At 61.7% G+C, this 26,259-nt stretch carries 23 protein-coding genes and 1 pseudogene; 3 read left to right on the top strand and 21 right to left on the bottom strand.

Annotation, left to right across the window (positions count from 1 at the left end):
• Positions 1-7: 7 nt before the first annotated feature.
• Together C3Y91_RS19375 and C3Y91_RS19370 are read right to left on the bottom strand one after the other, a co-directional pair.
• Positions 8-880: a methylated-DNA--[protein]-cysteine S-methyltransferase gene (locus C3Y91_RS19375; protein WP_024322943.1), complete on the bottom strand. Its 873-nt coding sequence runs from the start codon at positions 878-880 to the stop codon at positions 8-10.
• Positions 881-959: 79 nt separating this feature from the next.
• Positions 960-1,457, bottom strand: a complete 498-nt coding sequence (locus tag C3Y91_RS19370; RefSeq protein WP_018072691.1) for a DUF2244 domain-containing protein — start codon at positions 1,455-1,457, stop codon at positions 960-962.
• Here C3Y91_RS19370 and nth point away from each other — a divergent pair.
• Positions 1,456-2,262 carry an endonuclease III gene (gene nth, locus C3Y91_RS19365; protein ID WP_018072690.1) on the top strand — a complete coding sequence of 269 codons (807 nt, stop codon included), beginning with the start codon at positions 1,456-1,458 and terminating at the stop codon, positions 2,260-2,262. The genes C3Y91_RS19370 and nth overlap by 2 nt on opposite strands.
• On the opposite strand, the pseudogene C3Y91_RS19360 reads toward nth, so the two are convergent.
• Both C3Y91_RS19360 and C3Y91_RS19355 read right to left on the bottom strand, forming a co-directional pair.
• Positions 2,227-2,424: pseudogene (locus C3Y91_RS19360) on the bottom strand (TetR/AcrR family transcriptional regulator); the annotation flags it as partial. The gene nth and the pseudogene C3Y91_RS19360 sit on opposite strands and share 36 nt — an antisense overlap.
• A 52-nt stretch (positions 2,425-2,476) precedes the next feature.
• Complete coding sequence (locus tag C3Y91_RS19355) at positions 2,477-3,190, bottom strand: sulfate transporter family protein (protein ID WP_018072688.1); 714 nt, start codon at positions 3,188-3,190, stop codon at positions 2,477-2,479.
• Positions 3,191-3,425: 235 nt separating this feature from the next.
• Here C3Y91_RS19355 and C3Y91_RS19350 point away from each other — a divergent pair, with 235 nt between their 5' ends.
• Positions 3,426-4,280 (top strand): MurR/RpiR family transcriptional regulator, encoded by an 855-nt coding sequence (locus tag C3Y91_RS19350; RefSeq protein ID WP_018072687.1) that lies wholly within the window; start codon positions 3,426-3,428, stop codon positions 4,278-4,280.
• Between the two features lie 85 nt (positions 4,281-4,365).
• Here the strand turns inward: C3Y91_RS19350 and C3Y91_RS19345 are convergent, their stop codons facing one another.
• From C3Y91_RS19345 to C3Y91_RS19305, 9 genes are all read right to left on the bottom strand, one after another.
• Positions 4,366-5,949 carry an FGGY-family carbohydrate kinase gene (locus C3Y91_RS19345; protein ID WP_026170945.1) on the bottom strand — a complete coding sequence of 528 codons (1,584 nt, stop codon included), beginning with the start codon at positions 5,947-5,949 and terminating at the stop codon, positions 4,366-4,368.
• The gene (locus tag C3Y91_RS19340; protein ID WP_017967984.1) at positions 5,949-6,638 is read right to left on the bottom strand and encodes an HAD family hydrolase; all 690 of its coding nucleotides are present in this window, start codon (positions 6,636-6,638) and stop codon (positions 5,949-5,951) included. The genes C3Y91_RS19345 and C3Y91_RS19340 overlap by 1 nt, the downstream gene beginning before the upstream one ends.
• A gap of 97 nt (positions 6,639-6,735) precedes the next feature.
• Positions 6,736-8,217, bottom strand: coding sequence for a mannitol dehydrogenase family protein (locus C3Y91_RS19335; RefSeq protein WP_168575707.1), 1,482 nt, complete (start codon positions 8,215-8,217; stop codon positions 6,736-6,738).
• An 84-nt stretch (positions 8,218-8,301) separates the two neighbouring features.
• Positions 8,302-9,300, bottom strand: a complete 999-nt coding sequence (locus tag C3Y91_RS19330) for an ABC transporter ATP-binding protein (protein ID WP_168575706.1) — start codon at positions 9,298-9,300, stop codon at positions 8,302-8,304.
• 18 nt (positions 9,301-9,318) lie between these two features.
• The gene (locus C3Y91_RS19325; RefSeq protein WP_168575705.1) at positions 9,319-10,149 is read right to left on the bottom strand and encodes a carbohydrate ABC transporter permease; all 831 of its coding nucleotides are present in this window, start codon (positions 10,147-10,149) and stop codon (positions 9,319-9,321) included.
• A gap of 1 nt (position 10,150) precedes the next feature.
• A complete protein-coding gene (locus C3Y91_RS19320) occupies positions 10,151-11,023 on the bottom strand; it encodes a carbohydrate ABC transporter permease (RefSeq protein WP_018072682.1) in 873 nt (290 codons plus the stop codon).
• Between the two features lie 138 nt (positions 11,024-11,161).
• Positions 11,162-12,472 carry an ABC transporter substrate-binding protein gene (locus tag C3Y91_RS19315; protein ID WP_168575704.1) on the bottom strand — a complete coding sequence of 437 codons (1,311 nt, stop codon included), beginning with the start codon at positions 12,470-12,472 and terminating at the stop codon, positions 11,162-11,164.
• Positions 12,473-12,618: 146 nt separating this feature from the next.
• Positions 12,619-13,572, bottom strand: coding sequence for a sugar-binding transcriptional regulator (locus tag C3Y91_RS19310; protein ID WP_018072680.1), 954 nt, complete (start codon positions 13,570-13,572; stop codon positions 12,619-12,621).
• A 149-nt stretch (positions 13,573-13,721) separates the two neighbouring features.
• Entirely contained in the window at positions 13,722-14,300 is a 579-nt protein-coding gene (locus C3Y91_RS19305; RefSeq protein ID WP_174827078.1) for an exopolysaccharide biosynthesis protein, read from the bottom strand.
• A gap of 403 nt (positions 14,301-14,703) precedes the next feature.
• Here C3Y91_RS19305 and C3Y91_RS19300 point away from each other — a divergent pair, with 403 nt between their 5' ends.
• Positions 14,704-15,615 carry an ROK family protein gene (locus tag C3Y91_RS19300; protein WP_168575703.1) on the top strand — a complete coding sequence of 304 codons (912 nt, stop codon included), beginning with the start codon at positions 14,704-14,706 and terminating at the stop codon, positions 15,613-15,615.
• Positions 15,616-15,666: 51 nt separating this feature from the next.
• On the opposite strand, the gene C3Y91_RS19295 is transcribed toward C3Y91_RS19300, so the two are convergent.
• The 8 genes from C3Y91_RS19295 to araH form a co-directional block, all read right to left on the bottom strand.
• Complete coding sequence (locus C3Y91_RS19295; RefSeq protein WP_168575702.1) at positions 15,667-17,577, bottom strand: beta-N-acetylhexosaminidase; 1,911 nt, start codon at positions 17,575-17,577, stop codon at positions 15,667-15,669.
• A 213-nt stretch (positions 17,578-17,790) separates the two neighbouring features.
• Positions 17,791-20,934, bottom strand: a complete 3,144-nt coding sequence (locus tag C3Y91_RS19290) for an efflux RND transporter permease subunit (protein ID WP_168575701.1) — start codon at positions 20,932-20,934, stop codon at positions 17,791-17,793.
• Between the two features lie 29 nt (positions 20,935-20,963).
• Positions 20,964-22,103, bottom strand: a complete 1,140-nt coding sequence (locus C3Y91_RS19285; RefSeq protein WP_130763802.1) for an efflux RND transporter periplasmic adaptor subunit — start codon at positions 22,101-22,103, stop codon at positions 20,964-20,966.
• A 50-nt stretch (positions 22,104-22,153) separates the two neighbouring features.
• Positions 22,154-22,762 carry a TetR/AcrR family transcriptional regulator gene (locus C3Y91_RS19280; RefSeq protein ID WP_168575700.1) on the bottom strand — a complete coding sequence of 203 codons (609 nt, stop codon included), beginning with the start codon at positions 22,760-22,762 and terminating at the stop codon, positions 22,154-22,156.
• Positions 22,763-23,047: 285 nt separating this feature from the next.
• Positions 23,048-23,479 carry an OsmC family protein gene (locus C3Y91_RS19275; RefSeq protein ID WP_017967997.1) on the bottom strand — a complete coding sequence of 144 codons (432 nt, stop codon included), beginning with the start codon at positions 23,477-23,479 and terminating at the stop codon, positions 23,048-23,050.
• 147 nt (positions 23,480-23,626) lie between these two features.
• Positions 23,627-24,406 (bottom strand): SDR family oxidoreductase, encoded by a 780-nt coding sequence (locus C3Y91_RS19270; RefSeq protein WP_105007446.1) that lies wholly within the window; start codon positions 24,404-24,406, stop codon positions 23,627-23,629.
• Complete coding sequence (locus C3Y91_RS19265; protein ID WP_105007447.1) at positions 24,407-25,297, bottom strand: aldose 1-epimerase; 891 nt, start codon at positions 25,295-25,297, stop codon at positions 24,407-24,409.
• Positions 25,294-26,244 (bottom strand): L-arabinose ABC transporter permease AraH, encoded by a 951-nt coding sequence (gene araH / locus C3Y91_RS19260; RefSeq protein WP_105007448.1) that lies wholly within the window; start codon positions 26,242-26,244, stop codon positions 25,294-25,296. Before araH ends, C3Y91_RS19265 begins: the two co-directional genes overlap by 4 nt.
• Between the last annotated feature and the right edge of the window lie 15 nt (positions 26,245-26,259).

The following is a 26,259-nucleotide window of genomic DNA, read 5'->3' as shown; positions in this document are numbered from 1 at the left end:
AACCCACTCAGGCGTGCGCCGATTCCCAGCCGAGCATCGCCCGCTTGCGGGTGAGGCCCCAATGGTAGCCCGTCAGCGCGCCATTCTTGCCGAGCGCCCGATGGCAAGGCACCACGAAGGAGATCGGATTTGCCCCGACCGCCGCACCCACGGCGCGCTGCGCCGTCGGCCGGCCGATATCGTTGGCGATATCGGAATAGGTGACGGCCTTGCCGAACGGGATTTTCAGCAGACTTTCCCAGACGCTCACCTGAAAATCCGTACCGATCAGCACGACGCGCAGCGGCTGGTCCGAGGACCATTTGCCGGGCTCGAAGATGCGGGCGGCATAGGGAACCGTCGCCTGCAGGTCTTCGACATAACAGGCGTTCGGCCAGCGGCAGGTCATATCCTCGAGGCAGGCCCTCTCGTCGCCGGAATCGCTGAAGGCAAGGCCGGCAAGACCGCGGTCGGTCACCATGATCAGCGCCACGCCGAAGGGGCAGATGTGGAAGCCGTAGCGAATGGTGAGACCACCGCCCTTGGCCTTCCATTCGCCGGGCGACATCGCCTCATGCGTGACGAAAAGGTCATGCAGGCGGCTCGGCCCGGAGAGGCCGACCTCGATCGAGGTCTCGAGCAGCGGCATGTCTTCCTTGCGCAGCAGTCGCTTGGCGTGGTCGAGCGTCACCGCTTGCAGGAAGCCCTTGGGCGACAGGCCGGCCCAGCGGGTGAAGGTCTTCTGCAGCTGGGTCGGCGACTGGTTGAGCCGCGCAGCGATCGCTTCCAGCGAAGGCTGGTCACGGTAATCTTCGGTGATGAGTTCGATTACCCGACGGACAATGTCATAATCAGGACCGTCAGGCGTGATATCTGTCTGCAGGTTGGCAATCATATTCATCGTCTTTCTCCTTGTCACAAGGAGATAGTCAATAGGGGGTGAGCAAACCACCCGATTCTTGCGCATCTGCCGGATAGGTTCAGATCCGCTGCTTGACCGTCGCCAGTGCTCCCTTGAAGGCTTTGGCGAAGCTTTCACGATCGTCGGGATTGAGGAAGGAGCCGATATCGGTGCGCCGGCCCTCGCCGAAGATATGCATGGAAAGGATGCCGATCTCCTGGTGCCGGCGAACGAGGAAGCGTGCCCAGAACGGATTGAAATGGTGCTCCACCATCCGTCCCGATGGCGTAAACTTGCGCACCGACACGTCAGTACGCGACACCGTCACCTGTTCGCGCGCTTTCCCGGAGCGGTAATTCAGCCAGAAGGCGCCATAGAGAAGCACGAAATCCAGTCCGAAGAAGAAGCCGATCGGCCAGGCCCCCGTCGCGATGAAGAACATGCCGTAAAGCAAGCAGACGGCACCGGATAGGGCAAGCAGCACCTTGAAGCCCCGGCGGCCGAGCGACCGGTGGGGAAAGAGCTCGGCAGCGAAAACAGGCTGCTCGTTGAAGCTGTCGGCGTTGCTTTCCATCATGGCTGCTGAGTATAGAGTTTCCATGGCAAATCCGAAACCCAAATCCGTTAGCAAGACGCCTCAGGACGCGAAAGTGATCGTCAGCCGCAAATCCGCGGCAGCGGTGCGCACGGCCTATTTATTGCCCGAGCGCGAGGAGATCTTCCGTCGCTTCTCGGTGCAGCGGCCTGAACCGAGGGGCGAGCTCGAGCACACTAACCCCTTCACGCTCGTCGTCGCCGTCGCGCTTTCGGCGCAAGCGACCGATGTCGGCGTCAACAAGGCGACGCGCACGCTCTTCAAGGTTGCCGATACACCGGAAAAGATGCTTGATCTCGGCGAGGAGCGGCTGCGCGATTACATCAGAACGATCGGCCTCTACCGCAACAAGGCGAAAAACGTCATCGCGCTCTCGCAGATGCTGGTCGACCAGTTCGGCGGCAAGGTGCCGGAGACGCGCGACGAGCTGGTGAGATTGCCGGGCGTCGGGCGCAAGACCGCCAATGTCGTGCTTTCCATGGCCTTCGGCCAGGCGACGATGGCCGTCGACACGCATATCTTCCGCATCGCCAATCGCATCAGGCTTGCCCCCGGTAAGACGCCAGACGAGGTCGAGGCGCGGCTGATGAAGGTGATCCCGAAACACTACCTCTATCACGCCCATCACTGGCTGATCCTGCACGGTCGCTACACCTGCAAGGCGCGCCGGCCCGAATGCGAGCGCTGCGTCATCGCCGATCTCTGCAAATCGCCGGAGAAGAGTTGGGATGTGCCGGCGCCGCTCGTCGAGCTACCGCCGCAGGTGATCGGCGAGGCCGTCGAGTAGAACAGCGATCGCCTGTTCGTACTGCCGCCTTTCAGCGCCCGCCTCGATCGCGATCGCCGCGCGGTCGAAGGCCGCCGATAGCAGCGACGTCAGCGGTTCGAGCATAGTCCCGGCCTCCGGAAGCATGGCTGCAAGCCCTGCCCGCAGCGTCGCTTCCCCGCCGAGCGCTGAATTTGCGGCGATGTACGACGTCTCCGCCCTGCCCCGTTGAGCCTCAGGCGCGCAAACCGGGATCCTTGGCGGAAACCAGCTTGTGCAGATGAACCATCATGCCGGCGGCAAAAAGCGGCGTCAGAAGATTGACGATCGGGATCGCCAGAAAGAGGGCGATCACCAGCCCGCCGAGAAAGACCGTGGAGGCATGCTTGGCGCGGAAGAGCCGTGCCTCATCAGGCGAACGGGAGCGCATAGCGGCGAATTCGAAGAATTCCCGTCCGAGCAGATAGCCGTTCACCAGAAAGAACGCGACCAGATTGACGCCGGGGATAAACAGCAACAACAATGCCACGATATTGCCGAGGATCACCACGCCGAGGAACTTGATCGAGCTTGCCATCGCCGGACCGAGCGGCATGGCGGTGCCCGGCGCGTCCTTGGGATAGTCGCGCTTTTCGATGACATCGGCGACATCGTCGAGAAACAGGCCGGCGATCAGCGCCGTGACCGGCGACAGCAGCAGCGCCAGCATCAACGCAAGGCCGATACCGGCCAGGATCGCGAAGAGGAAAGCGAGCCACCCTGCCCAATCCGGCATATCGGGAAAGAAACCCGTGAGCCAGGGAAAGAGGAAGGCCATGAAGGCCCCGCGCAGCGCGAACCAGAGGCCGACGAGCACGAGAATCGTCAGGCCGAGCACTTTCCAGAAGACAGAACGTGTTTCCGATGCGAACAAATTGGCGAGCGAAAGGCGAGCGGCGTCAAGAATCATGTCTCAGGCGTCTCCGGTTGCGCCGAAGATGTAGGAAAGATGGAGGCCACCGACAAGAGAGAATAAAATTGCATGCAGTAATAGAAAACTTGTCGAAAACTAAATACTAATATAATATTGTGACGCATATAAAATACACACGGGCCTGAGAAGCAGCTTCCGAAATAGTTGCAAAGACAAGGGGTCGCAACAGCGCATCCACGGAACGCCTCTGAGGGAAGACGGGGAGGCTGACGTGGAAGACTTTGTGCAAAAACTCAGGCAATACGCAAAAACCGGCACACCGGCCGAACGCCGTATCGCGAAATATTTCACCGAACACCTGAACGACCTGCCGTTCGAGACGGCTGCGTCCGTTGCCGACAGGCTGGATCTCTCGCCGATGACCGTCGGGCGCTTCCTGCGCTCGCTCGGTTATCAGGGATTGGACAGCGTCAAGGTGGAGATTCGCGAGACCGTGACGACATCGCCGGCGCAATTGCAGAGCGCTATGAGCGAGCTGCATGCCGACGCTGCGGAGGGCAAACCGCTCGCCGTGCTGGTTGCCGAACAGATCCAGGCCCTCCATCATATCTATCATCTGACGGCGCAGCCGCACTGGTCGGAAGCCGTCGGCTTGATCAGCACTGCCCGCGAAGTGTCGATCGCCACGCATGCGCGGCTCTCAAGCCTGGCCAATCATTTCTGTCAGCGGCTGACGCAAGCCCGCGACGGCGTTCGCACGCTCGACGCTGCCGACAACCGTTTTGCGGAACTCTTCGCCCGGCTGGCGGTCGACGACGCGCTGCTTGTCATCATCGATTGCCGCCGCTTCGCCAAGGCGCGGCTGCTTGCCAGAACGGCGCGGCGCTACGGCTATAAGGTCGTGCTCATTTCGCCGCAGCAAGCGGACTGGATGGCGGACCAGTCGAACGTCATGCTGCCCTTGCCGCCCGCTCGCGCCCCCGATCTCGACAATCTTCCGCCGCTGATCGCGCTGCTCGATTGCCTGTCTGAATCCGTCATCCTCCAAGTCGGAGAGGAGGCGGCGCTTCGCCGCCGCCGCATGATGGAATTCGCAACCGTCCTCGGCGAGACGGCAAACCATTAATTTAAAAGGCCAGCGCATAACCCCGAAAATCGGAATCGATTGTCGGAAAGGGTTATTCGCAGATTCAAAGTGATAGAGCGGCGCTCTATTGCATCGTTTCCAATTCGGCGCGGTGCCGGTGCATAGCGAGAAGACGGCGGTAGTCGCGGTCGTAAAGCGCCTGCTTGGCCTTGTCGGGAAGCCGTTCGTCGCCGCCCGGATACATCGCCTCGCCGGCCGCCGCCAGATCCTTGTACAAGCCGCACGCGACGGATGCTGCGATTGCCGTGCCGAGCAGCACCGCCTCGTTCATCTTCGGCACCACGACCTTGCAGCCGGTCGCATCGCTATAAAGCTCCATCAGCACCGGGTTCTTCACATGCCCGCCGGCAATATGCAGCGTATCGGGCATGTAGCCGTATTCCTTCATCATTTCCAGGATATGGCGGATGCCAAGCGCAATCCCCACCGCAGAGCGCCAATAGAGCGCGCAGAGCCCGTCGAAGGACGTATCGAGTGTCAGCCCGCTGACGACGCCGACGGCGTGCGGATCGGCGAGCGGCGAACGGTTGCCATGGAAATCCGGCAGCACGAAGATCCGCGCACCGAAGTCATCGCCCTCCTCGGCCCGCAATTCGGCGATGCGCGCGACGATCTTCTGATGCAGCGCTGCCGTCGGCTCGCCACCGGCCGCATGCATGCGCACGATGTGGTCGATCAACGCGCCGGTCGCCGATTGCCCGGCCTCCACCAGCCAGGACTGCGGGAAGACAGCCTCGTAATAGGGACCCCACATGCCATGGCTCGGCTTGCGTTCCCGCGAGAAGGTAACGATGCAGCTCGACGTGCCGGCAATCAGCGCCAGCTGGTGCTCGCGTTTGACAGGATCGGCGGCGTAGCCGCCGAGCGCGCCGAGTGCGCCGGCATAGGCGTCGATCATCCCGGCGGCGACATGGCAGTCCGTCGTCAGCCCCAGCGCTTCCGCCGCTTCCTGCGTCAGCCGGCCGACGCTGTCTCCGACAGGCGTGGTCTCATCCGGCAGATGGCCGCGCGCCTGAAGGTCCTCGAGGCCGATCCGTTCCAGGAAATCCTGCTGCCAGCCCTTTTCGAGATGGGCGAGATAGTTCCATTTCGCCGTCAGCGTGCAGCGCGAACGGGCGGGCGATCCGGTCGATTTCCACGTCATGAAATCGGCGAGATCGAAGAAATAGCCAGCCTTTTCCCATGTGGCGGGCAGCTTCTTCTTCAGCCACATCAGCTTCGGCATCTCCATTTCCGGCGACATCACGTGGCCGGAATGTTCGAGCACCCTGTGCTGCGTCGCCGTGCAAAAATCGGCTTCCTTCAGCGCCCGATGATCGAGCCAGACGATCGTGTCGAAACGCCTCTCCCCGCCTGTGGAAACGCTGAGCTGCCGGCCCTCGACGTCACGGACGACAAGCGAACAGGTGGCATCGAAGCCGATCGCTCCGACCGAGGCGGCGGCGATACCGGATTGCTCCATCGCCCTGCGCACTGCCATGCAGGCGGCCGACCAGATATCTTCGGAATCGTGCTCGGCATGGTTTTCGCGCGGCCGGTTCATCACGATCGGATGCTCGGCCTTGGCGAGCAATCGGCCGCGTGCGTCGAAGACGCCGGCGCGCGCACTGCCCGTGCCGATATCCACCGCAACCACATGATCACGCATCAAGTCTTGGTCCCGTCCAGCTTATGGTTGCGGACAAGGTGTATCAAATCCGGCATGGCGTCAAACACCACTTCCGGCGAAAGGCGGTCGAGTTCGGCACGGTATCCGGCGAAGTTGGCGTGTGATCCGCCGGTGAAGGCGAAGACCGTCATGCCTGCCGCCTTGGCCGCGGCAACGCCGGCCGGGCTGTCTTCAACGACAAGGCAATGAGCCGGCTCGACCTGCATTTCACGCGCCGCATGCAGGAAGAGATCGGGCGCCGGTTTGCCGCGCTTGACCATCGTCGCACTGAAGATGTCGGGCAGCTTGTCGAGAAGTCCGGTCACCGACAGCGACAGCCGGATTCGCTCCATCTGGCTGGACGAGGCAACGCAACAGGGAACGCCAAGGCCGTCAATCGCCGCGGCGATACCCTCGATCGGCTTCAGTTCTGTGCGAAAGCGGGCGTAGAGATCGGTGCGGATACGCTCGAGGAATTCCTCGCCGGCATGAACGTTGAATTCGGTTTCCAGCGTATCGATGAGAGTAGACAGGCTGCGGCCGAGAAAACGCTCATAAGCCTGGTCTTCGGTGATCGAGACGCCGAGATCGTTCATCGCCCCGACGAGCACGCTGATCGAGATCGGTTCGCTGTCAACGAGTACGCCATCGCAATCGAAGATCACCAGCCGTGTTTCAGCATCAGCCATGGAACACCCAACCTGAGTTCAATTCGGACGTGTTACCGTCCCGCGGCGCTCGCAAGGCCGGACGAATGGCGGCAGCAGATACCGCCATCCGGATTCCTTACACTGCGAGCTTGCCGTCGAGATAGAGCTGCAGCGTCTCCCGCGTGCCCTTTTCCCACAGGGTTTTGAGAGCATGGGCAAAACGCTTGCGGAAAAGTTCGGATTTCGCCACTTCGCCGAAAATATCGTCGAAGACGAGGAAGGCCGACGGATCGTCCTTGGCTTTCAGCGCCGCCGCATGCAGGCGCTCGGCGCTCGCGTCGTTGAAGACGATATCCTTGCCACTGTCGGTCTTGCCGGCGAAATAACGGCACCAGAGTGCTGAAACCAGCGCCAGGCCGACGACGTCCCTGCCCTGACGCAGATTGTCGAGCGTCGACGGCAGGATGAATTTCGGTTGGCGGTTCGAGCCGTCCTGCGCCAGACGCGGAATGGTGTCGGCGATCTTCGGATTGAGCAGGCGATGTTCGATCAGCGCGAAATAATCCGTCAGCGACGTGTTCGGCACCGGCGGCACGATCGGGATGATCTCGTCTTTCTCGAGTTTGGCGAGGAAGGCGCGGATCAACGGATCTTCCATGGAATCATGAACGAAATGAATGTCCATCAGCGCCGCCGGATAGGCGATCGCGGCATGCCCGCCGTTGAGGATACGGATCTTCATATGCTCGTAAGGCGTGACATCGGCAACGAAAGTGACGCCGACCTTTTCCAGCGCCGGCCGGCCGGCGGTGAATTTATCCTCGAGCACCCATTGTTTGAATTCCTCGCAATAGACCGGCCAACTGTCTTCGATCTCAAAATTGTCCCTGAGGAAATCGACCTCGCGCTGGCTGGTCGCCGGCGTGATGCGGTCGACCATGCCGTTCGGGAAGGCGACATTCGCCCGGATCCAGTCGGCAAAGGCTGGGTCCGAAAGCGCTGCCGTGCCGACAACGGCATTGGCGGTGACGATGCCATTATGGGGAATGTTGTCGCAGGACATGACGGTGAAGGGTCCGATGCCCTTGTCCTTGCGCGCCTTCAGGCCGGCGACGATCAGGCCGAACACCGTCTTCGGCGCGTTGGGGTTCTCTCCGTCTGCGGCGATCGCCGGATGGGCCGGATTGAACGTGCCCGATGCGTCGATGAAGTAGCCGCCCTCGGTGATGGTCATCGAGACGATGCGGATTTCGGGATCGGCAAGCTTGGCAATGATGACAGCGGCATCGCCGACCGGCAGGATGTCGATCATCGGGGCGGTGACGCGCGCCGCCGTCTTGTTGTTGTCCTGTTCGACCACCGTCGTCAGGAAGTCCTGCGCCGCAAGCTTTTCGCGCATGGCAGCATCCGACGGCAGCACGCCGGCGCCGACGATCGCCCAGTCGTGATCCGTGCCTGCGTTGAAGAGATCGTCGAGATAGATCGCCTGATGGGCACGGTGGAAATTACCGACGCCGAAGTGCACGATGCCGGCTTTCAGCGAAGCCCTGTCATATCCAGGGATGGCGGCAGTGCGCGCCACATCCGAAAGTGTTGCCAGCGATAATTTGCACGTCATGTTTCAGTCCTCTTGAAGGTCTTGCCGAGTCGGCCAGGCGCCATCGTCCGGCTCGCATGCCTGCCCCCAGCCCGGCCGCCTGCCTCAGATGGCAAGACCGCCTTCGTTGAATTTATGAATACGCGAACGGTCCGGCGTCAGGAAGACCGTGTCGCCGGCTTTGGCCGCGAAGTCGCCGCTGCCGCGCGCCGTCAGCATGCCGAGGCCATCGGCGTCGATATGCAGGAAGGTGTCGGAACCGAGATGTTCGGCGACCACGACCCTGCCCTTCCAGTCGCCGCTCTCCATCGACAGCAGCACATGTTCGGGCCGAACGCCGATGGTATGTGCGTTGAGCGCGGCGGCGTGTTGGCCGGTGATGAAGTTCATTTTCGGCGATCCGATGAAGCCGGCGACGAAGAGGTTGCGGGGACGGCTGTAGAGTTCGAGCGGCGAACCGACCTGCTCGATATTGCCCCTGTTCAGGACGACGATCTTGTCGGCCATCGTCATCGCCTCGACCTGGTCGTGGGTGACATAGACCATCGTCGTCTTCAGCTGCTGATGCAGCTCGCTGATTTCGAGGCGCATGTTGACGCGCAGGGCGGCATCGAGGTTCGACAGCGGTTCGTCGAACAGGAAGGCCGAAGGCTGGCGCACGATGGCCCGGCCGATCGCCACACGTTGGCGCTGACCGCCGGACAGCTGGCGCGGCTTGCGCTCGAGATAGTCGGTGAGATTGAGCACCCGGGCGGCATCGCTGACCTTGCGATCGATCTCGGCCTTGTCGATGCCCGCCATCTTCAGCGGGAAGGCGATGTTGTTGCGCACGCTCATATGCGGATAAAGCGCATAGGACTGGAACACCATGGCAAGGCCGCGCTCAGACGGCGCCTTTTCGGTAGCGTCCCTGCCGTCGATGACGATCTTGCCGCCGGAGACATCCTCGAGCCCGGCGATCAGCCTGAGCAGCGTGGACTTGCCGCAGCCCGACGGGCCGACGAAGACGACGAACTCGCCGTCCTTGATGTCGAGATCGATCGAAGGGATGACCTTGGCTTCGCCGAAGACCTTGGAAACCTTCTGAAGAGTAATGCTGCCCATGTTTCTCTCCCTTTTATGTTATTTCACAGCGCCGAAGGTCAGGCCGCGGACGAGTTGTTTCTGGCTGAACCAGCCAAGGATCAGGATCGGCGCGATCGCCATCGTCGATGCCGCCGAGAGCTTGGCATAAAACAGGCCCTCTGGGCTGGAATAGGAGGCGATGAAGGCCGTCAGCGGCGCCGCCTTCGAGGCGGTGAGGTTGAGCGTCCAGAACGCCTCGTTCCAGGCAAGGATGATGTTCAAGAGCAGCGTCGAGGCAATGCCGGGCACGGCCATCGGCGTCAGCACGTAGACGATCTCCTTCATCAGCGACGCCCCATCCATGCGCGCCGCCTCAAGGATCTCGCCGGGGATTTCCTTGAAATAGGTGTAGAGCATCCAGACGATGATCGGCAGGTTGATCAGCGTCAGCACGATCACCAAGCCGGTGCGCGTGTCGAGCAGGCCAGAATTACGAAACAGCAGGTAGATCGGGATCAATGCACCGACCGGTGGCATCATCTTGGTCGACAGCATCCACATCAGCACGTCCTTGGTCCGCTTGGTCGGCGAAAACGCCATCGCCCAGGCGGCCGGAATGGCGATGATCAGGCCGATCAGCGTCGAGCCGAAGGAGATGATCACCGAGTTCATGAAGTGGCTGAGATAGTTCGACCGGCTCTGCACCTCCGCATAGTTTTCCGTCGTCCAGTGGAAGAACAGGAATTGCGGCGGCGAGGCGATGGCGTCGGCTTCCGACTTGAAGCTGGTGAGAAACGTCCAGAGAATCGGGAAGAAGATCAGGGTGCCGAGCGTCCAGGCGATCGCGGTGACGATGAGCTTGCGCTTGGTTGTGACTTTTCTGGCCATCTCAAGCCTCCAGATTCTTGCCGACGAGGCGCACGAGGAAGATCGCGACGATATTGGCGAGGATAACAGCCACAATACCGCCGGCCGATGCCCCGCCGATATCGAACTGCAGCAGCGCCTGGGCATAGACGAGATAGGTAAGGTTGGTGCTGTCGGTGCCCGGCCCGCCATTGGTGGTGACGAGGATTTCGGCAAAGACCGAAAGCAGGAAGATCGTCTGGATCAGGATCACCACGGTGATGGCACGCGCCATGTGTGGCAGGATGATGTAGATGAACTTCGAGATCGGACCAGCGCCGTCCATTTCGGAGGCTTCCTTCTGCTCCTCGTCGAGCGACTGCAGCGCGGTCAGCATAATGAGGGTGGCAAAGGGCAGCCACTGCCAGGCGACGATCAGAATGACGGAAAACAGCGGCGCATTCGCCAGCCAGTCGATCGGCTGCAAGCCGAGCGCCTTGGCAAGATGCGCAAACAGGCCGTTGACCGGGTTCATGAACATGTTCTTCCAGACCAGTGCTGCCACCGTCGGCATGACGAAGAACGGCGCAATCACCAGGATGCGCACGATGCCCTGGCCGTACATCGGCTGGTCGAGCAGCAGCGCAAAGGCGATGCCGCCGATGACGGTGATCAACAGCACGCCGGCGACGAGCAGCAGCGTATTGATCAGCGCGGCGATGAAGGCCGGATCGGACAGGAAATATTCGTAGTTCAAGAAACCGACGAAGTTTTCCATGCCGGGGCTGAGCAGATTGTAGTTCAGCAGCGAGAAATAGATCGTCATCACAAGCGGGACGATCATCCATGCAAAGAGCAGCAGCACGGAGGGCGCGATCATCAGGCGCGCGGCGGAGCGGGTATGTAAGGTTGCCATGGCAATCACCGATCTGGACTGAAGCGGGGAGCGGCCGCAAGGCAGCTTTGTCTGAAAAAAGAGGCCGCCGATGCAGTTCGGGCAATCGGCGGCCCAGAGGGGCGGATTGTCAAGGATCCGCCTCTTGCTCAGGAGGTTTTATTTAATGTAGCCGGCCTTGGTCATTTCGCGGGTTGCCAGCTGCTGTGCGGCCTGCAGGGCCTGGTCGACCGAAAGCTGGCCGGCAAGAGCTGCGGAGAACTGCTGGCCCACTGCCGTGCCGATGCCCTGGAATTCCGGGATCGCCACGAACTGGACGCCGACATACGGTACCGGCTTGACGGTCGGCTTGCTCGGATCGGCCGAGTTGATCGAGTCGATCGTCGTCTTGGCGAAGGGAGCCGCCTTCTGGTAATCCGCATTCGCATAGAGCGAGCTGCGGGTGCCCGGAGGTGCGTTCAGCCAACCTTCCTTCTCGGCGACGAGGTTGCTGTATTCCTTGCTCGTCGCCCAGGCAACGAACTTTTCAGCAGCTTCGGCCTTCTGGGTACCTGCCGGAATGGCGAGGCTCCAGGCCCAGAGCCAGTTGCCGCGCTTGCCGAGGCCCTTGTCGGGAGCCAGCGCAAAGCCGACCTTGTCGGCGACGGTCGATTCCTTCGGGTTGCTGACGAAGGATGCAGCAACGGTCGCATCGATCCACATGCCGCACTTGCCGGTCTGGAAGAGCGCCAGGTTCTCGTTGAAGCCGTTGGAGGAAGCGCCCGGAGGACCGGCATCCTTCATCAGCTTGACGTAGAAGTCGAGCGTGTCCTTCCATTCCGGCTGATCGAACTGCGGCTTCCAGCTTTCATCGAACCAGCGGGCGCCGAAGGAGTTGGACATGGCCGTCAGGAAGGCCATGTTCTCGCCCCAGCCGGCCTTGCCGCGCAGGCAGATGCCGTAGATTTCCTTGTCTTTGTTGGTGATCTTGCGGGCAGCGTCGGCAATGAAGTCCCAGGTCGGCGCGTCCGGCATCTTCAGGCCGGCGGCGTCGAACAGGTCCTTGCGGTACATGACCATCGAGCTTTCGCCGTAGAACGGCGCCGCATAGAGCTTGCCGTCCATGGTCAGGCCGCTGCGGATCGCCGGCAGCAGGTCATCGACGTCGTAATTGGCGCCGAGATTGTCGAGCGGCACCAGCCAGCCCTGCTTTGCCCAGATCGGCACTTCATAAGTGCCGATCGTCAGAACGTCGTACTGGCCGCCCTTGGTCGCGATGTCGGTCGTGACCTTCTGGCGCAGCACGTTTTCTTCGAGGGTTACCCATTCAAGGTCGATGCCGGGGTTCTTCGCCTTGAAATCATCCGTCAGCTTCTGCATCCGGATCATGTCGCCGTTGTTCACGGTCGCAATCGTAAGCGTTTCGGCCGAAGCCATACCGGCAAACGCCAGTGCTGAGCAGGCGCCCAGCAGAAAAGTTCTCAATGTCATAATCTTCCTCCCAGAAGATGGGGTGTGAGCATTCGCTTCGCTCATGGGCAATTACTCAACAAACGATAAAGAATGTCAATCGGCAATCGTTGCTGCAACGCCGAAGGCGGTAGTGATCCCATTGATTTAACTAGAATATTTTTTGCTCAGTTCTTGAGCAAAAACTCAGCGGTCTCTTCGTCGGTGATCAGAGCGTTGATTTGATGGCCGACAACGGCGGCCCTGATCGCCTTGAATTTGCGCTTGCCCTTGGCCAGCCCAATGACCATCGACGCGTCGCGGGACGGGATCGGCGCGGACGCGACGCGCTCGTTGATCGGGTTGTCGATCAACCTGCCATCGACATCGAAGATCCAGCCGCAGATTTCGCCGACAGCACCCCCGCGCATCAGCTCCATCATCTCGTCCTTCTCGAGAAAACCGTCGACGCAAAGCGGCCCATCAATGCCGAGCTCGCCGATGCCGACGAAGGTGACATCGGCTTGCGCGCTCATATTAAGCGTCGAGCGCACCAGCTGTTGGCCATGCAGCAACTCGCGCTCCTCCGCCGAGGTGACGAGCACCGGCAGCGGCATCGGATAGTGTCGCGCCTTCACCGCATCGGCCATGCTGAAGATGACGTTGTAATAGGCCGCCGATCCGTCCGGGGCGATATTGCCGGTCAGCGAAACGATGCGGTGATTGGGACATTCGATCGCCGGAAGCTGGTCGACGGCCGCCTTCAGCGTGCGGCCGGTACCGATGGCGAGTACGATGGGTTCCGGCCGTTTCAGCCACCGCTCGATCTCGGCAGCGGCCGCCTCGGCGATACCGACCGTCGTCGACGACGACGCGGGATCGCTCGGCACCACCTCCACATGTTTCAGCCCGAATTTCCGGCGCAGCTGACTGCCGAGCTCCAGGCAGGCGGCGATCGGATGATCGAGCCGCACCTTGATCAGGCGCTCGGCGACCGCCAGCGACACCAGCCGCTGCGCCGATTGCCGCGAGATGCCCATCGCAGCGGCGATTTCGTCCTGCGTGCGCCCGGCGACGTAGTAAAGCCAGCCGGCACGCGCCGCATCGTCGAGCCGTGCAGGGGTCTCGGATCTTTTTACCATCTAATGCCTACCGCGCAAAGTGAGCCGGCGTGCCGCCGCCGAACAGGATTTGAGTCTGTATCGCGCCAGATCAAAACAAAATTCCGGCAAATGTCGAGCCTGTTGCAAGGAGCCCCGCCAAATAACCGCCGTCACTCGGGCAAACCCGCTCAGGCAAACCATTGCACGACGAGATAGATCGCCGCCTTCACGAGACCATAGATCACCCCGCCGGCGATGACGAGCGACACGGCCGTCATCACGAAGCCGATGAGCGCGAAGAGACCGTCACGGCCCAATATGCCGAAAGCGAAGACCGAGATCGTGATCGCCGGCAGGATGTTGCCGAGCGGGACCGGCAGCAACAGCACGATCGACAGTAGCAGGCATGCCGCCCCGGCAATATATTCCGCCGGCGGTTCGGCGAAGATCGCCAGCCGTGGCTTCAGCATGCGTTCGGCCCAGGCGAGCCAGCGGTGGATGCGGCCGACGATGGACTCGAAATCCTCCCGGCGCATCGAACGGTTGGCAATCACCTTCGGCAGCCAGGGTTTCAGCCCGAAGGTCAGTTGCGCTGCCAGGAAGACCAATGGCGCCCCGAGCACGGCCGAGGTTCCGGGCGGAGTGGGAAAGGCGTTCGGAAGCGCGAAGATCAGCATCAACGCGCTGATCGCCCTGTCACCCATCGTGTCAAACAGATCGCCGATCGAGATCCGTTCGCGGCTCTGATCGGCAGCCATCTGCCGCAAAATGGATGAGAGGCGGCGGCCTTTGGGACGTGGTCTTCGGATGGTACTGTTTTCTCTCGTATCGATCGTCGTGGGTCCGGCAGTTGATGAAAGTGTAGGGCCGGATTCTGGCGATGCAATATGCCAATTGAATGACTTGCGGGGTTAGAAATTGCAGCTGTAATCGGAGCCGATGGGCTCGGGCTCACCCGATTTCTCCAACGTCTTGCCATGACGGAATGGAAGACGCAAACCCGTCCCGCCTATCTGATCTCCCCACCTGTGGGAGAGGTGTCCGGCAAAACAGAGGGGCTGGCACAAGGCCCGACCATAAAGCCGGCGACATCATCGCCGAATGAGCGCTTGAAATTCCCCGCCAACAATGCAAGCAGACGCTGGGAGACCAGAAAACGGCAGAGTGGCAATGATCATTTCATTCGACATCGGTGGCACCGCCATCAAGGGTGGCATCGCTCGTTCCGAGACAGACATCGTTCCCCTCGGCCGCCGCCCGACACCCAGGGATGATTTTGCCGCTTTCGTCGAGACCCTGCGCGGCATCATCGCCGAAACCGGCGAACAGCCGAACGGCATCGCCCTCTCCATCGCCGGCGTCGTCGATCCCGATACGCAGCGCCTGATCTGCGCCAACATTCCCTGCATCCACGACCGCACGCTCGCGGCCGATCTCGAAGCCGAACTCGGCCTGCCGGTGCTGATCGCCAACGATGCCGACTGTTTCGCTATGGCCGAAGCCGGTCTCGGCGCTGGCCGCGGCCACCGCATCGTCTTCGGCGCCATCCTTGGCACCGGCGTTGGCGGCGGCCTGGTTGCCGACGGTCGCCTCGTCAACGAGGCCGGCGGCTTTGCCGGCGAATGGGGTCACGGGCCGATCATCGCATCCGCAGCCGGCAATCCGCCTGTGGCCATTCCCGCCTATGCCTGCGGCTGCGGCCAGAAAGGCTGCGTCGACACCGTCGGCGGCGCCCGCGGCCTGGAGCGCCTGCACAAGACGCTGCACGATCTCGACTTTGCCAGCGAGGAGATCATCGCTCAGTGGCGACACGGAGAGGAGAAGGCGACACGGACGATCGACGTCTATGTCGATCTCGTCGCCTCGCCCCTAGCGCTGACGATCAACATCACCGGCGCGACCATCGTGCCGGTCGGTGGCGGGCTTTCCAATGTCGAGCCGCTGCTTGCCGAGCTCGACCACGCCGTGCGCGCCCGCATCCTGCGCAAGTTCGATCGCCCGCTGGTGGTGCGCAGCGAATGCCGCATCGAACCCGGCCTGATCGGCGCAGCGCTTTTGGGGCTGAAGGCCGAGGCGGCCTGAAGCAATTCCACGAAAAGTGCGAAGCGATTTTCCATCCGGAATTGCGATTCCTTAAAGCACCGGCCACATCCGCACGATCGCTGCGAACCGATCCCAGTCCTTGCGCGCAGAAGGCGTCCAGGCAGCCTCGGCGACCGCCTGGAGACGCGGAAAAACCAGCCGGTTGAAATAGGCGCGCGAGACGAAGTTCTCGGTCCAGATGCAGGCCTGGATGCCGCGCATCTTCTCCTGCAGCGCCTCCGGCAGCTCGCCCTCGGCCTCGTAAGCGTAGGTGTGTTCCGGCGGCGCGTAGCCCGCCCAGCTGGCGCCGGGCTCGGTCCAAGCTTCAGCCTGCGCCATGTCGAGATAATAGGCCTGCCCCGGCGTCATCACCACGTCGTAGCCTTCTTGTGCCAGCTCGATGCCGACGGCGGGCTTTTCCCAGGCCATCAGCAGCGTGCCGTCGCGGTCGACGCCGCCGCCATGCGAAACCTCGTTCCAGCCGACGAGTTTCTTGCCGCGCTCCGACAGCATGGCTTTGATACGTTTCAGGAAATAGGATTGCAGCTCGGCGGTGCCTGCCAGTTTCTCCCTCTCCATCAGTGCCTTGCAGAGCGGCGAGGAAAGCCAGGAGCCATGCGCCACTTCGTCGCCGCCGATATGGAGATATTCACTGGGGAACAGCGCCACCATCTCGTCGAACACCTTGCCGAGAAATTCATAGGTGAATTCCACCGCCGGATTAAGGGCGTTGTTCGGATAACCCTGCACCGAGCGGTAACTGTCCGGCGCCTCCTGGCCGTCGACGAGCTCGGGCAGGGAGAACAGCGTCGCCATGCTGTGGCCCGGAATATCGATTTCCGGCAGTACCTCGATATGCAGCGAGGCTGCATGCGCAACGATCCGCTTGGCATCCTCCTGCGTGTAATGACCGGAGCGCGTTTGCGCCCCGTCGCCGAGCTGCGGCACGAGCACTTCATCCGGCCCACGCCGTGCGCCGATCTCCGTCAGCGCGGGATAGGCCTTGATCTCCAGCCGCCACGCTTCGTCATCGGTCAGATGCCAGTGGAAGATGTTGAGCTTGTTCCAGGCGAGAATATCAATCAGCCGCACGACGTCTGCCACCGGATAGAACTGCCTGGACACATCGAGATGGCAGCCACGCCAGTCATAACGCGGTTGGTCGGCGATCGTGCCGAAATTGGGAAATTTGAAGCGCTCAGGATCGGCGCGGGCGCCGTGCAGCAGTTGCGCCAGGCTGATCAGCCCGTAATGCCGACCGGCGGCATCCGCACTCGAAAGCACGATCTCATGCGCCGTAAAACGCAATTCGTAGGCGAAGGCGGCGATCGACGATTCGGTGACGAAACGAATGGCCCGCCCGCCTTCGACGGCACCGAGGGAAAACGGCATATTGTCGACCGGATAGAGGCGCTGGTAGAGTTCCATAACCAGCGACAGCGCCTTGACCGCATCAGGCCGCGTCCGCTCGGCCGGATAAAGGACGACTGGCAGCTCTCCCGCCTTCAGCCCGAGCGCCAGCGGCCAGGGCAGCAGCGAATAAGGTTCCTCGGCCCGGCCGGGCGGCAGAAGCGGCGGCGCCACGCCACCATCCCGGCCTTCGAGCATGAGATCGCCGAAACCAACAGGAACGTGGCGTCCGTCGCCAAGTGTCAGATAGGCTGATTTGACGCCGGCCGTCCTATGTTTCGGCTCCCTGGTCAGCCCCTCGACGGTGAACCGCCAGCGCCCGCCGGGCGGCACGCTCAGGTCTTGGGGCGGCAGGAATTCATGGAAATGCGCGACCTGCCGCTTCAGGCTGCCGCCGTCGCAGACATGTTTGTCGGCAATCCGCGTCTCTGACGTGTAGGCGAGCGAGAAGCCGGACAGCGGCTCGGTCGAAAGATTGAAAAGCGTGAAGGTGAGGCGCCCGAAACTGCCCTCGATCGGGCTCCAGCTTGCTTCCAGATGGTAATCGGCCATGGTCGGGTCCTGCCTCGTCAATGAGTGGCCGGGATCGCGGTTGGTCTCCCGGCATGCTTCGCAGCTTAGCTTTTTCGAGGCGGCAATGGAATCGGCGCGCAGCTCCAAGACGGAACAGGCAGTAAAGACTGCGCGGCGCTGTAGGCAGCGACGCGCTTTGACGAGTAAGCTGTGACCTGCAAGGAAAACGGCGCGGCTTTCGCCGCGCCGTCCTCACTCTGCTGCCAACGCCGGCGGATGTCTGTCATCCGCCTCTTCCTGGATGGCGTCGGCATGCTCGCCCGGCTCGTCCTTTGCCTTCGGCTCCCGGCCGAAGAAAAGAGCGTAACCGGCGGGCAGAACCAGAATGGTGAGCACGGTCGCAACCAGGATGCCGCCCATCATCGCGTAGGCGAGCGGACCCCAGAAGACACCGCGCGAGATCGGGATCAGCGCCAGCACGGCGGTCAGTGCCGTCAGCATGATCGGCCGGAAACGCCGCACGGCCGCGCCGACGATCGCCTCCTGCCGGTGCATGCCGGCTTTGATATCCTGGTCGATCTGATCGACCAGGATGATCGAGTTGCGCATGATGATGCCGAGCAGCGCGATGACGCCGAGGATGGCGACAAAGCCGAAGGGCGCGCCGCTGATCAGCAATGCGGCCGCGGCACCGATGATGCCGAGTGGGCCGGTGGCAAGCACCAGCATCGCCTTGCCGAAATGCTGCAACTGCACCATCAACAGCACGACGATGACGGCGAGCATGATCGGCGCCTTGGCGGCGATCGACATCTGGCTTTCCGCCGCATCTTCGGCACCGCCCTGGATCTCGACATTGTAGCCGGCCGGCAGGCTGTCGCGCAGGTCCTTCATGTCGGCATACATCTTCATCACCACGTCGTTCGGCTGCACATCGTCAGGCAGCGTCGCGCGCACGGTGATCGTCGGCAGGCGGTCGCGCCGCCACTCGATGCCCTGCTCCATGACGGGCACGACCTTGGCAACCTGCGAGACCGGCACAAAGCCGCCGAAATCCGTCGGCACATAGACCGAGTTGACCGCCGACAGCAGCGAACGGCTGGCATCCGGCTCGCGGGCGACGATCGAAACCGTCTCCTCGCCGTCGCGGAAATCGTCGAGCGCAGCCCCTGACATGGCGGTCTGCAGCATCTGGCGCACACGCTGCGAGGTGACGCCGAGTGCCCGGGCGCGGTCCTGGTCGATCACCAGCTTCATCGCCGGCACCTCTTCCAGCCAATCGTCATGGATGGCGCCGAGCTCCGGATTGGCCTGGAAGCGCGCCTTTACCTGATCGGCGATCTCCCTGACTTCCTGGCGGTCGGGGCCCATGACGCGCATCTGCACCGGCCAGCCGGTCGGCGGACCAAGGAAGAGGCGGTCGACCTTGCCGCGAATATCGGGGAAGTCTTCCGCAAGGATCGTCCGCAGCTTGACGATCAGCCGCTCGCGCGCCGGTTCGTCATTGGCCATGACGAGCAGCTGGGCGAAGTTCGGATTGCGCAACTGCTGGTCGAGCGGCAGGAAGAAGCGCGGCGCGCCTTCGCCGATATAGGTGGCGATGAACCGCTTGTCGGGATCATCCATCATCTTGGCTTCGAGCGCCTTTGCCTGCACCTCGACTTCCTTGATGCTGGTGCCCTCGGGCAGCCAGAGATCGACGAGGATTTCCGGCCGCGACGATTGCGGGAAGAAATTCTGCGGAATGAACTGGAAGGCCCAGAGGCTGGTGGCGAAGGTGCCGAGCGTGAGCAGCAGCACGATGACACGGTGGCGCACAGCCCAGCCGACCGTGCCGCGCAGCCGGCGATAGAAGCCGGTGTCGAAGGCGTCGTGATGCTCGCCTGCGTGATGGCGCTGCTTGAGGATCATATAGCCGAGCCACGGCGTGAAATAGACCGCGACGAACCACGAAGTGACAAGCGCGATGCCGACGACGTAGAACAGCGACCGCACATATTCGCCGGCCGTCGATGCTGCGAAGCCGACGGGAATGAAGCCGGCCGTGGTGATCAGCGTACCCGTCAGCATCGGGAAGGCGGTCGAGGAATAGGCGAAGCTTGCCGCGTCGATCTTGACGAGCCCCTCCTCCAGCTTTCGCTCCATCATCTCGACGACGATCATCGCATCGTCGACGAGCAGGCCGAGCGCGATGATCAGCGCGCCAAGCGAGATGCGCTGCAGATCGATGCCGAGTTCGTACATCAGCGCAAAGGTGGCAGCCAGCACCAGCGGAATGGCGATGGCGATGACGAGGCCCGATCGCCAGCCGATCGACACGAACGAGACGACGAGCACGATGATGAGAGCTTCGCCGAGCGCATGCATGAATTCGCTGACCGCATCCGTCACCACGTCGGGCTGGTTGGCGATCTGATCGACGGCGACGCCATAGGGCAGCGCCGCCTCGAAACGTTGATAGGTCGCCTCCACGCCCTTGCCGACATCGGTCACGTTGAAGCCCTTGGCCATCACGACGCCGACCTGAACGCTGTCGTGGCCGTTGAAACGGTACTTGCGCTGGTAGGGATCTTCGAGCCCGGAACTGACGGTGGCGATATCGCCGAGGCGCGTTACCTGGCCGCCGGCGCGAAGGCGCAGCTCGCGGATATCGGCCGCCTTCTTCACGTCGCCTTCGACCGATATGCGCACCGAGCGCAGGCCGGTATCGACCGAGCCTGCCGGATCGACATTGTTTTGGCCCTTGATGGCGTTTTGCAGATCGAGGATCGTCAGGCCGCGCTCGGAGAGCGCCTTGGACGAGACGTCGATATAGATCTTCTCAGGCTGGTCGCCGATGATGACGGCCTTTTCGACGCCCGGCGTCGTCAACAGCATGTCACGCGCCTGGATCGCGAATTTCTTCAGTTCCGGATAGGAATAGCCGTCGCCGCTGATCGAATGCAGCGTGATGAAGGTGTCGCCGAACTCGTCGTTGAAAAAAGGGCCGAGCAGGCCTTGCGGCAGCTCGCTGGAGATGTCGCCGACCTTCTTGCGTACCTGGTAGAAGGCATCCGCCACTTCCTGCGAATTCGTGTCGCCCTTGACCTGCAGGGTGATGATCGCACTGCCCGCCCGCGTATAGGACTTGACCCAGTCGATATGCGGCGTTTCCTGCAGCTTGCGCTCGATCTTGTTGACGACCTGATCTTCCATTTCCTGAATGGAAGCACCTGGCCAGATCGCCTGAACGACCATGACGCGGAAGGTGAATTCAGGATCCTCGCGCTGGCCCATGCGCATCAGGCCGAGCACGCCGGTGATGATGATCAGCCCGAAAAGGAAGCGGGCGATGCTTGGATGTCCGATCGCCCAGCGCGATAGATTGAAGGGCCGCTTCTCGGTGGTGGCGTCCATGGTCTTGTTCCCTATATCCTGTGGCGCGATCAGCGGACGGTCTGGTCCGTGGCGGCCAGGGCCGACTGCTGGTCCGGCACCTTCACCTTCAGGTTCTCGCTCATGAACTGCGTGCCGGCCGAAACGACGAGATCGCCGCTATCGAGACCCTCGGTCACATGCACGCCGTCGCCGGTGAAATCGGCAACCTTGATGTCGCGGCCATGCACGGTCGCCGTGTCGCGGTCGACGGTCCAGACCATCTGCTTGCCGTCCTTCTCAGCCAGTGCGCTGAGCGGGATCGAGACATAGCTGCTGCCATTGCTGACGTCGGCCTCGATCGTCGCCGTCATGCCGAGCAATACGCGCGGATCGTTCGGCAGGCTTACCCGGACTGCAAAGGTGCGCGACTGCTGGTCGGCGCTTCCGGAAACCTCCCGCACCTTGCCGTCGAGTACCAGCCTGTCGTCGGCCCAGAAGCTTGCCTTGACTGTCTTGCCCGGCTTGAATTCGGCAATGTCGTTTTCCGGAACCGCGATCTGCACTTCCTTCTCGCCGTCGACGGCAACGGTGACGACGGCGGTGCCAGAGCCGACGACCTGGCCGGTATCGGCATTGATAGCAGTCACGATACCGTTCTGGCCGGCCTTGAGCTCGGTGTAGCTCACCTGGTTCTTCGCCTGGTCGAGCGCGGAAAGTGCGGCATCGCGCTGTGAGATCGCCTGGTCATGGCTGAGCGAGGCCTGTTCGACCTGCGACTTCGGAGCGACGCTCTTGTCGAAAAGCTGCTCGGCGCGTTTGTTGACCAGATCGGTGGTTTCGACGCCCCTTTCCGCCGAGGCGAGATTGGCTTCCGCCGTTCTGACCGCCAGCTGGTAATCGGTGGCGTCGACGCGGGCGAGAACATCGCCCGGCGTCACCCGGTCGCCGATATCGACCAGGCGCTCGGTGATCTTGCCGGCGACGCGAAACCCGAGGTTCATCTCCGTGCGCGCCTTGACCGAGCCCGAATAGTCGAGCTTGCGCGTGTCGCCGGCCTTGGCGATCTCGACGACCTTCACCGGCCGGATGACCTCCTTGACCTCAGCCTTCTCTTCCGAGCAGGCAGAAATGCCGATGCCGATGGCGCCCACGAGCACGAGGCTGGCGACGGACGGCATGCGATGGCTGAGGGTCTTGAGCGAAAACATCTTCCGCACTCCTGGATCGTTTCGGGGGTTCCGACGGCGGCCGCCGTCCATTATTTCTTCAGCGCCCTGATCGCATAGCTGATCAGTTCGTCGACGCTCGCGCGGTTGGTTTTGGCAAGACATTGCGCCACCATCTGCGGATGGCAGAGAGTGGTCGTCGCGGCGCCGAAGCAACGCGAGGCAACGACCGGGTCCTGCTCGGCGAATTCTCCGGCTGCAATGCCTTCGGCGATGATTTCGGCAATGAGATCATGAACGCGGTCGATATGTTTTTCGATGACATGCCAGTCGCGCTCGATCGCGACGATGATCATCTCGTGCACCTTCGTCTCGTCGAGCATCACATCCAGCGTCCACTGATACTGGGTCTCGACATAACGGCGCAGCCTTTCGCTGGCGCTGGCCGGCTGATGGCGAACGTCGTAGGCGATCTGATAGCACATGGCGAGCATGCGCCCGCAGAGCGCCTGGTGGATCTCTACCTTGGAGGCGAAGAAACGATAAATATTGGCCGGCGACATGCCGAGATCGCGGGCAATGTCGGCCACCGTCGTCTTGCTGTAGCCATAGTGACGGAACAGCCGCTCAGCCGCATCGAGAATACGCGTGACATTCTCCTGCCGCGTGATGTCGAGTGTATTTTCCGTGAGATCGTTCATAAGTTTCGAGGCCTGAATTACGACTGACGATTTTCGAATTTCGTCAGTCGTAAAATATCAGGCGCTACTTGTCAATATGCCGCGGCGCAGCACAAGCGTCGCGGATTGAGGACGGATCCGGCACAAGCGACGACTTGAGAAGATCGATGCACAGGGAGAAGGCCTGTACCGAACCCGTCATGCCGACAGCCAATGACTTCGGAATAATCAGACCCGAGAATGCGGGCCGCAAATGGAAAGTGCCGCGGCGAGAAGCGCGCGGCACGTCTTCAATGGAGTGACGTGTCAGACGATCTTGACGTCGAGTGTGATCGGCACAGAGGCGAGCGCCTTGGAAACCGGGCAGCCGGCCTTTGCCTTATTGGCGAGTTCGGTGAAGGTCGCCTCATCGGCACCAGGAATACGGCCGGAGAGCGAGAGATGGATGGCGGTGATGGCAAAGCCGCCCTCGACGCTTTCGAGCGTTACCTTGGCAGAGGTTTCCATATGCTCGGCGGTAAAGCCGGCTTCACCGAGGATCAACGACAGCGCCATGGTGAAGCAGCCGGCATGGGCGGCACCTATCAGTTCTTCCGGGTTGGTGCCGGCAACGCCTTCGAAGCGGCTCGCAAAGCCGTAGGGATAATCCTTCAAGGCGCCGCTCTGCGTCGAGATCAGGCCTTTTCCGTCCTTGAGGCCACCGGTCCAATGAGCCGAAGCCGTGCGATTGATCTGCATGCCGTCCTCCTGTTTTCAATTGTGTTTTCAGAAAGCGGCAGGGGCCGCTCCATGCCTGCGGGAGATCAGATAGCCTTCCCGATGGGCAATATAATGCTCTATATCGAGAAGACGACAGGCTTGTAAAAATAGCGGGGTCGAAGCCCTTCAGGCGGAATGCTGCAGCACGCTGAGGCCGCCGTCGATCGTCAGGCAGGTGGCATTGATGAACGGGCACTCGTCCGAGATCATGAACACGGCCGCCATGGCGATCTCCTCCGGCGTCGCGATGCGCCCGCCGGGATGCAGTTTCATCGTCTCGGCCTTTGCCGCCTCCGGATCAGGGAAGCCGTTCCAGTAATCGATCACCTTCTGCGTCGAGACATAGCCCGGCGCCAGCGCGTTCACGCGGATATTGCGAGCCGCATATTCGAGCCCTAAGGATTTCGTCATTCCGAGCAGAGCGTGTTTTGCCAGCGGATAGGGAAATGTGTGCGGGATGATGGTGAAAGCGTGCGTCGAGGCGATGTTGAGGATAACGCCGCCGCCCTGTTCGATCAGGCCCGGCAGCACCGCCTTGCAGCAGTTCCATGCGCCCTTCAGATTGATGTCGAAGCAGCGGTTCCATTCCTCGTCCGTCGTCTCGAGCGGTTCGGCAAAGACATTCACCCCGGCATTGTTGACGAGCGCGTTCAGCTGTCCGATCTCTTCATTCGCCTGAGCGACCAATGTCGTGATCGTCCCGGCATCGGTAATATCGGCCGGCAGATAACCAAGCCGGCCGCCACTGCTCTGGAGCTCTTTCGTTGTCTTCGCCAGCAGCGCGGCATCGCGATCGACGAGAAAGACGGCGGCATCCTCCCGCATGAAAGCCTTCGCCATCGCAAGACCGATACCCTGCGCGGCACCTGTTATCAGGATGTTCTTGCCCTGCAGGCGGCCGCCCATCTATCTCACCTCCGATTGAACCGGCAGTTCCGACATCAGGATCGTCACCGTGCCGGCAAGAGCCTCCCCCGGCGCAAGCGGCGCAAGCCCACCGAAATCACGAAGGTGATGGCCGTTCGGCAGGTGGCTCATCGGCTCGAGGCAGAAGAAGTCGCTCCGGTTGACCGGCATATACAGCATGAAGCGATCGAGCGCACCGTCGGCTTCCAGCGCCGCCTGAATTCCAAGTTCCGGCCAGGCGATTGCCGCCCGCCCATTCCAGCCCTCGAAGGCATTGTTCATCCATCTCTGCGGCAAAAGCTTTTCGGATCTGAAATCGAAATAGTCCGGCACAGGGCCAGGCATCTCGGGCAGATGGTCCGGCCGCTCGCTCCAATAGCGATCGGCCGCAATCGTCAGTCGCGTCTTTGGCGTGCGCGCGAAGAAGGGATGTTGACCGAGCCCGAAAGGAAGAGCCGCTTCGCCGCGGTTTTCCACGGAAAGCCTCAGCACCAGTGCATTGCCGGCGAGACGGATCTCCTGCCGAGTAAGATAGGCATAAGGTGAAACACTGTCGGCGCTGCGGGAAAAGCAGAACTGCGCATGCTCCGGGCTGGAGTCTTCAAGCTGCCAGAGGCTGAGCCAGCCGTCGCCGTGCCGATAGAGCGGATCGGAAGTATTCGGCTGGAAGGCATAGTCGCGTCCGGCAAAGGACATGATATTGCCTTCCACGCGATTGCCGAACGGCACCATCGCGAAATTCGCCATCATACCTTCAGGACCGCCGGCCGCCACGAGAAAGGGGATGCCTCGATACGTCGCGGCGGTGACGGCGGCACCCCGACGGCTGACCCGGACGGCGAGATCGCCATGCCTCAGTTCGATGTCGTTACCGGCTTGTCCCTGGCTCATCCGCGCCGTCCTGCAGCCGAAGATCTCAAATTGTCGAGCAACACTGCGATCAGCAGGATCAGCCCGCGGACCACATACTGATAGAACGCCTGGATATTCAAGAGGTTCATGACGTTTTCGGCAATGCCCATGATCAGCACGCCGACGATGACGCCGCTCATCGCCGCCCGGCCGCCGGCCAGCGAAACGCCACCGAGAACGCAGGCCGAAATCACCGAAAGCTCAAGCCCTGTCGCCGCATTCGGCTGGCCGGAGGTGATGCGGGAGGCAAGCAGGATGCCGGCAATGCCGCAGACAAGTCCCTGCAGCGCAAAGATCCAGATGCGCATGTTGACGACATTGACGCCGGCAAGCCGCGAGGCCTCGGGATTGCCGCCGATCGCCAGGGTGTTCTTGCCGAAGACGGTGCGATTGAGCACGAAACCGAAGAGGATGAAAAGGATCAGCATGATCCAGATCGGCGTCGGCACGGTCAGAAATCGCGACAAGGCAAGCTGGTAGAAGGCGGGATCATTGATGCCGACGGCGCGGCCATCGGAGGCGATCAGCGCCAGCCCGCGCACGATCTGCATGGTCGCAAGCGTGGTGATCAGCGCATTGATGCGAAAGCGCGCAATGACGATGCCGTTAACGAAACCAACGACGGCGCCGCAAAGCAGGGCAGCGAGCAGCCCGACGGGAATGGAGCCCGTCGCATTCGAGACCATTACCGCGATCATGCCGGAGAAGGCGACGATCGATCCGACCGAAAGGTCGAAATCGCGCGACGCCAGGCAGAACATCATCGTGCAGGCAACGATGCCGATCGTGACGACCGACTGTAGCAGCCCCAGCATGTTTCGCTCGGTCAGGAAGTTCGGAACGAAGAGCGAGACGATCACGAAGGCAGCAGTGAAGATCACCACCAGCCCCTGTTCGCCGAGAAGGATTTTTTTCAACGAATTCATCGTCTGTATTCCCAA

It is taken from the genome of Rhizobium ruizarguesonis, assembly GCF_012349115.1.
GTDB classification, from domain to species: domain Bacteria; phylum Pseudomonadota; class Alphaproteobacteria; order Rhizobiales; family Rhizobiaceae; genus Rhizobium; species Rhizobium ruizarguesonis.
Note: the sequence above shows the minus strand (reverse complement) of the source record. Positions and strands in the feature narration are given on the sequence as shown.

What these genes read in the sequence shown, in the direction of transcription:
- C3Y91_RS19375 (WP_024322943.1), bottom strand. Translation starts at nt 880, where the DNA reads ATGAATATGATTGCCAACCTGCAGACAGATATCACGCCTGACGGTCCT.
- nth (WP_018072690.1), top strand. Translation starts at nt 1,456, where the DNA reads ATGGCTGCTGAGTATAGAGTTTCCATGGCAAATCCGAAACCCAAATCC.
- C3Y91_RS19370 (WP_018072691.1), bottom strand. Translation starts at nt 1,457, where the DNA reads ATGATGGAAAGCAACGCCGACAGCTTCAACGAGCAGCCTGTTTTCGCT.
- C3Y91_RS19355 (WP_018072688.1), bottom strand. Translation starts at nt 3,190, where the DNA reads ATGATTCTTGACGCCGCTCGCCTTTCGCTCGCCAATTTGTTCGCATCG.
- C3Y91_RS19345 (WP_026170945.1), bottom strand. Translation starts at nt 5,949, where the DNA reads ATGCGTGATCATGTGGTTGCGGTGGATATCGGCACGGGCAGTGCGCGC.
- C3Y91_RS19340 (WP_017967984.1), bottom strand. Translation starts at nt 6,638, where the DNA reads ATGGCTGATGCTGAAACACGGCTGGTGATCTTCGATTGCGATGGCGTA.
- C3Y91_RS19335 (WP_168575707.1), bottom strand. Translation starts at nt 8,217, where the DNA reads ATGACGTGCAAATTATCGCTGGCAACACTTTCGGATGTGGCGCGCACT.
- C3Y91_RS19330 (WP_168575706.1), bottom strand. Translation starts at nt 9,300, where the DNA reads ATGGGCAGCATTACTCTTCAGAAGGTTTCCAAGGTCTTCGGCGAAGCC.
- C3Y91_RS19325 (WP_168575705.1), bottom strand. Translation starts at nt 10,149, where the DNA reads ATGGCCAGAAAAGTCACAACCAAGCGCAAGCTCATCGTCACCGCGATC.
- C3Y91_RS19320 (WP_018072682.1), bottom strand. Translation starts at nt 11,023, where the DNA reads ATGGCAACCTTACATACCCGCTCCGCCGCGCGCCTGATGATCGCGCCC.
- C3Y91_RS19315 (WP_168575704.1), bottom strand. Translation starts at nt 12,472, where the DNA reads ATGACATTGAGAACTTTTCTGCTGGGCGCCTGCTCAGCACTGGCGTTT.
- C3Y91_RS19310 (WP_018072680.1), bottom strand. Translation starts at nt 13,572, where the DNA reads ATGGTAAAAAGATCCGAGACCCCTGCACGGCTCGACGATGCGGCGCGT.
- C3Y91_RS19300 (WP_168575703.1), top strand. Translation starts at nt 14,704, where the DNA reads ATGATCATTTCATTCGACATCGGTGGCACCGCCATCAAGGGTGGCATC.
- C3Y91_RS19295 (WP_168575702.1), bottom strand. Translation starts at nt 17,577, where the DNA reads ATGGCCGATTACCATCTGGAAGCAAGCTGGAGCCCGATCGAGGGCAGT.
- C3Y91_RS19290 (WP_168575701.1), bottom strand. Translation starts at nt 20,934, where the DNA reads ATGGACGCCACCACCGAGAAGCGGCCCTTCAATCTATCGCGCTGGGCG.
- C3Y91_RS19285 (WP_130763802.1), bottom strand. Translation starts at nt 22,103, where the DNA reads ATGTTTTCGCTCAAGACCCTCAGCCATCGCATGCCGTCCGTCGCCAGC.
- C3Y91_RS19280 (WP_168575700.1), bottom strand. Translation starts at nt 22,762, where the DNA reads ATGAACGATCTCACGGAAAATACACTCGACATCACGCGGCAGGAGAAT.
- C3Y91_RS19275 (WP_017967997.1), bottom strand. Translation starts at nt 23,479, where the DNA reads ATGCAGATCAATCGCACGGCTTCGGCTCATTGGACCGGTGGCCTCAAG.
- C3Y91_RS19270 (WP_105007446.1), bottom strand. Translation starts at nt 24,406, where the DNA reads ATGGGCGGCCGCCTGCAGGGCAAGAACATCCTGATAACAGGTGCCGCG.
- C3Y91_RS19265 (WP_105007447.1), bottom strand. Translation starts at nt 25,297, where the DNA reads ATGAGCCAGGGACAAGCCGGTAACGACATCGAACTGAGGCATGGCGAT.
- araH (WP_105007448.1), bottom strand. Translation starts at nt 26,244, where the DNA reads ATGAATTCGTTGAAAAAAATCCTTCTCGGCGAACAGGGGCTGGTGGTG.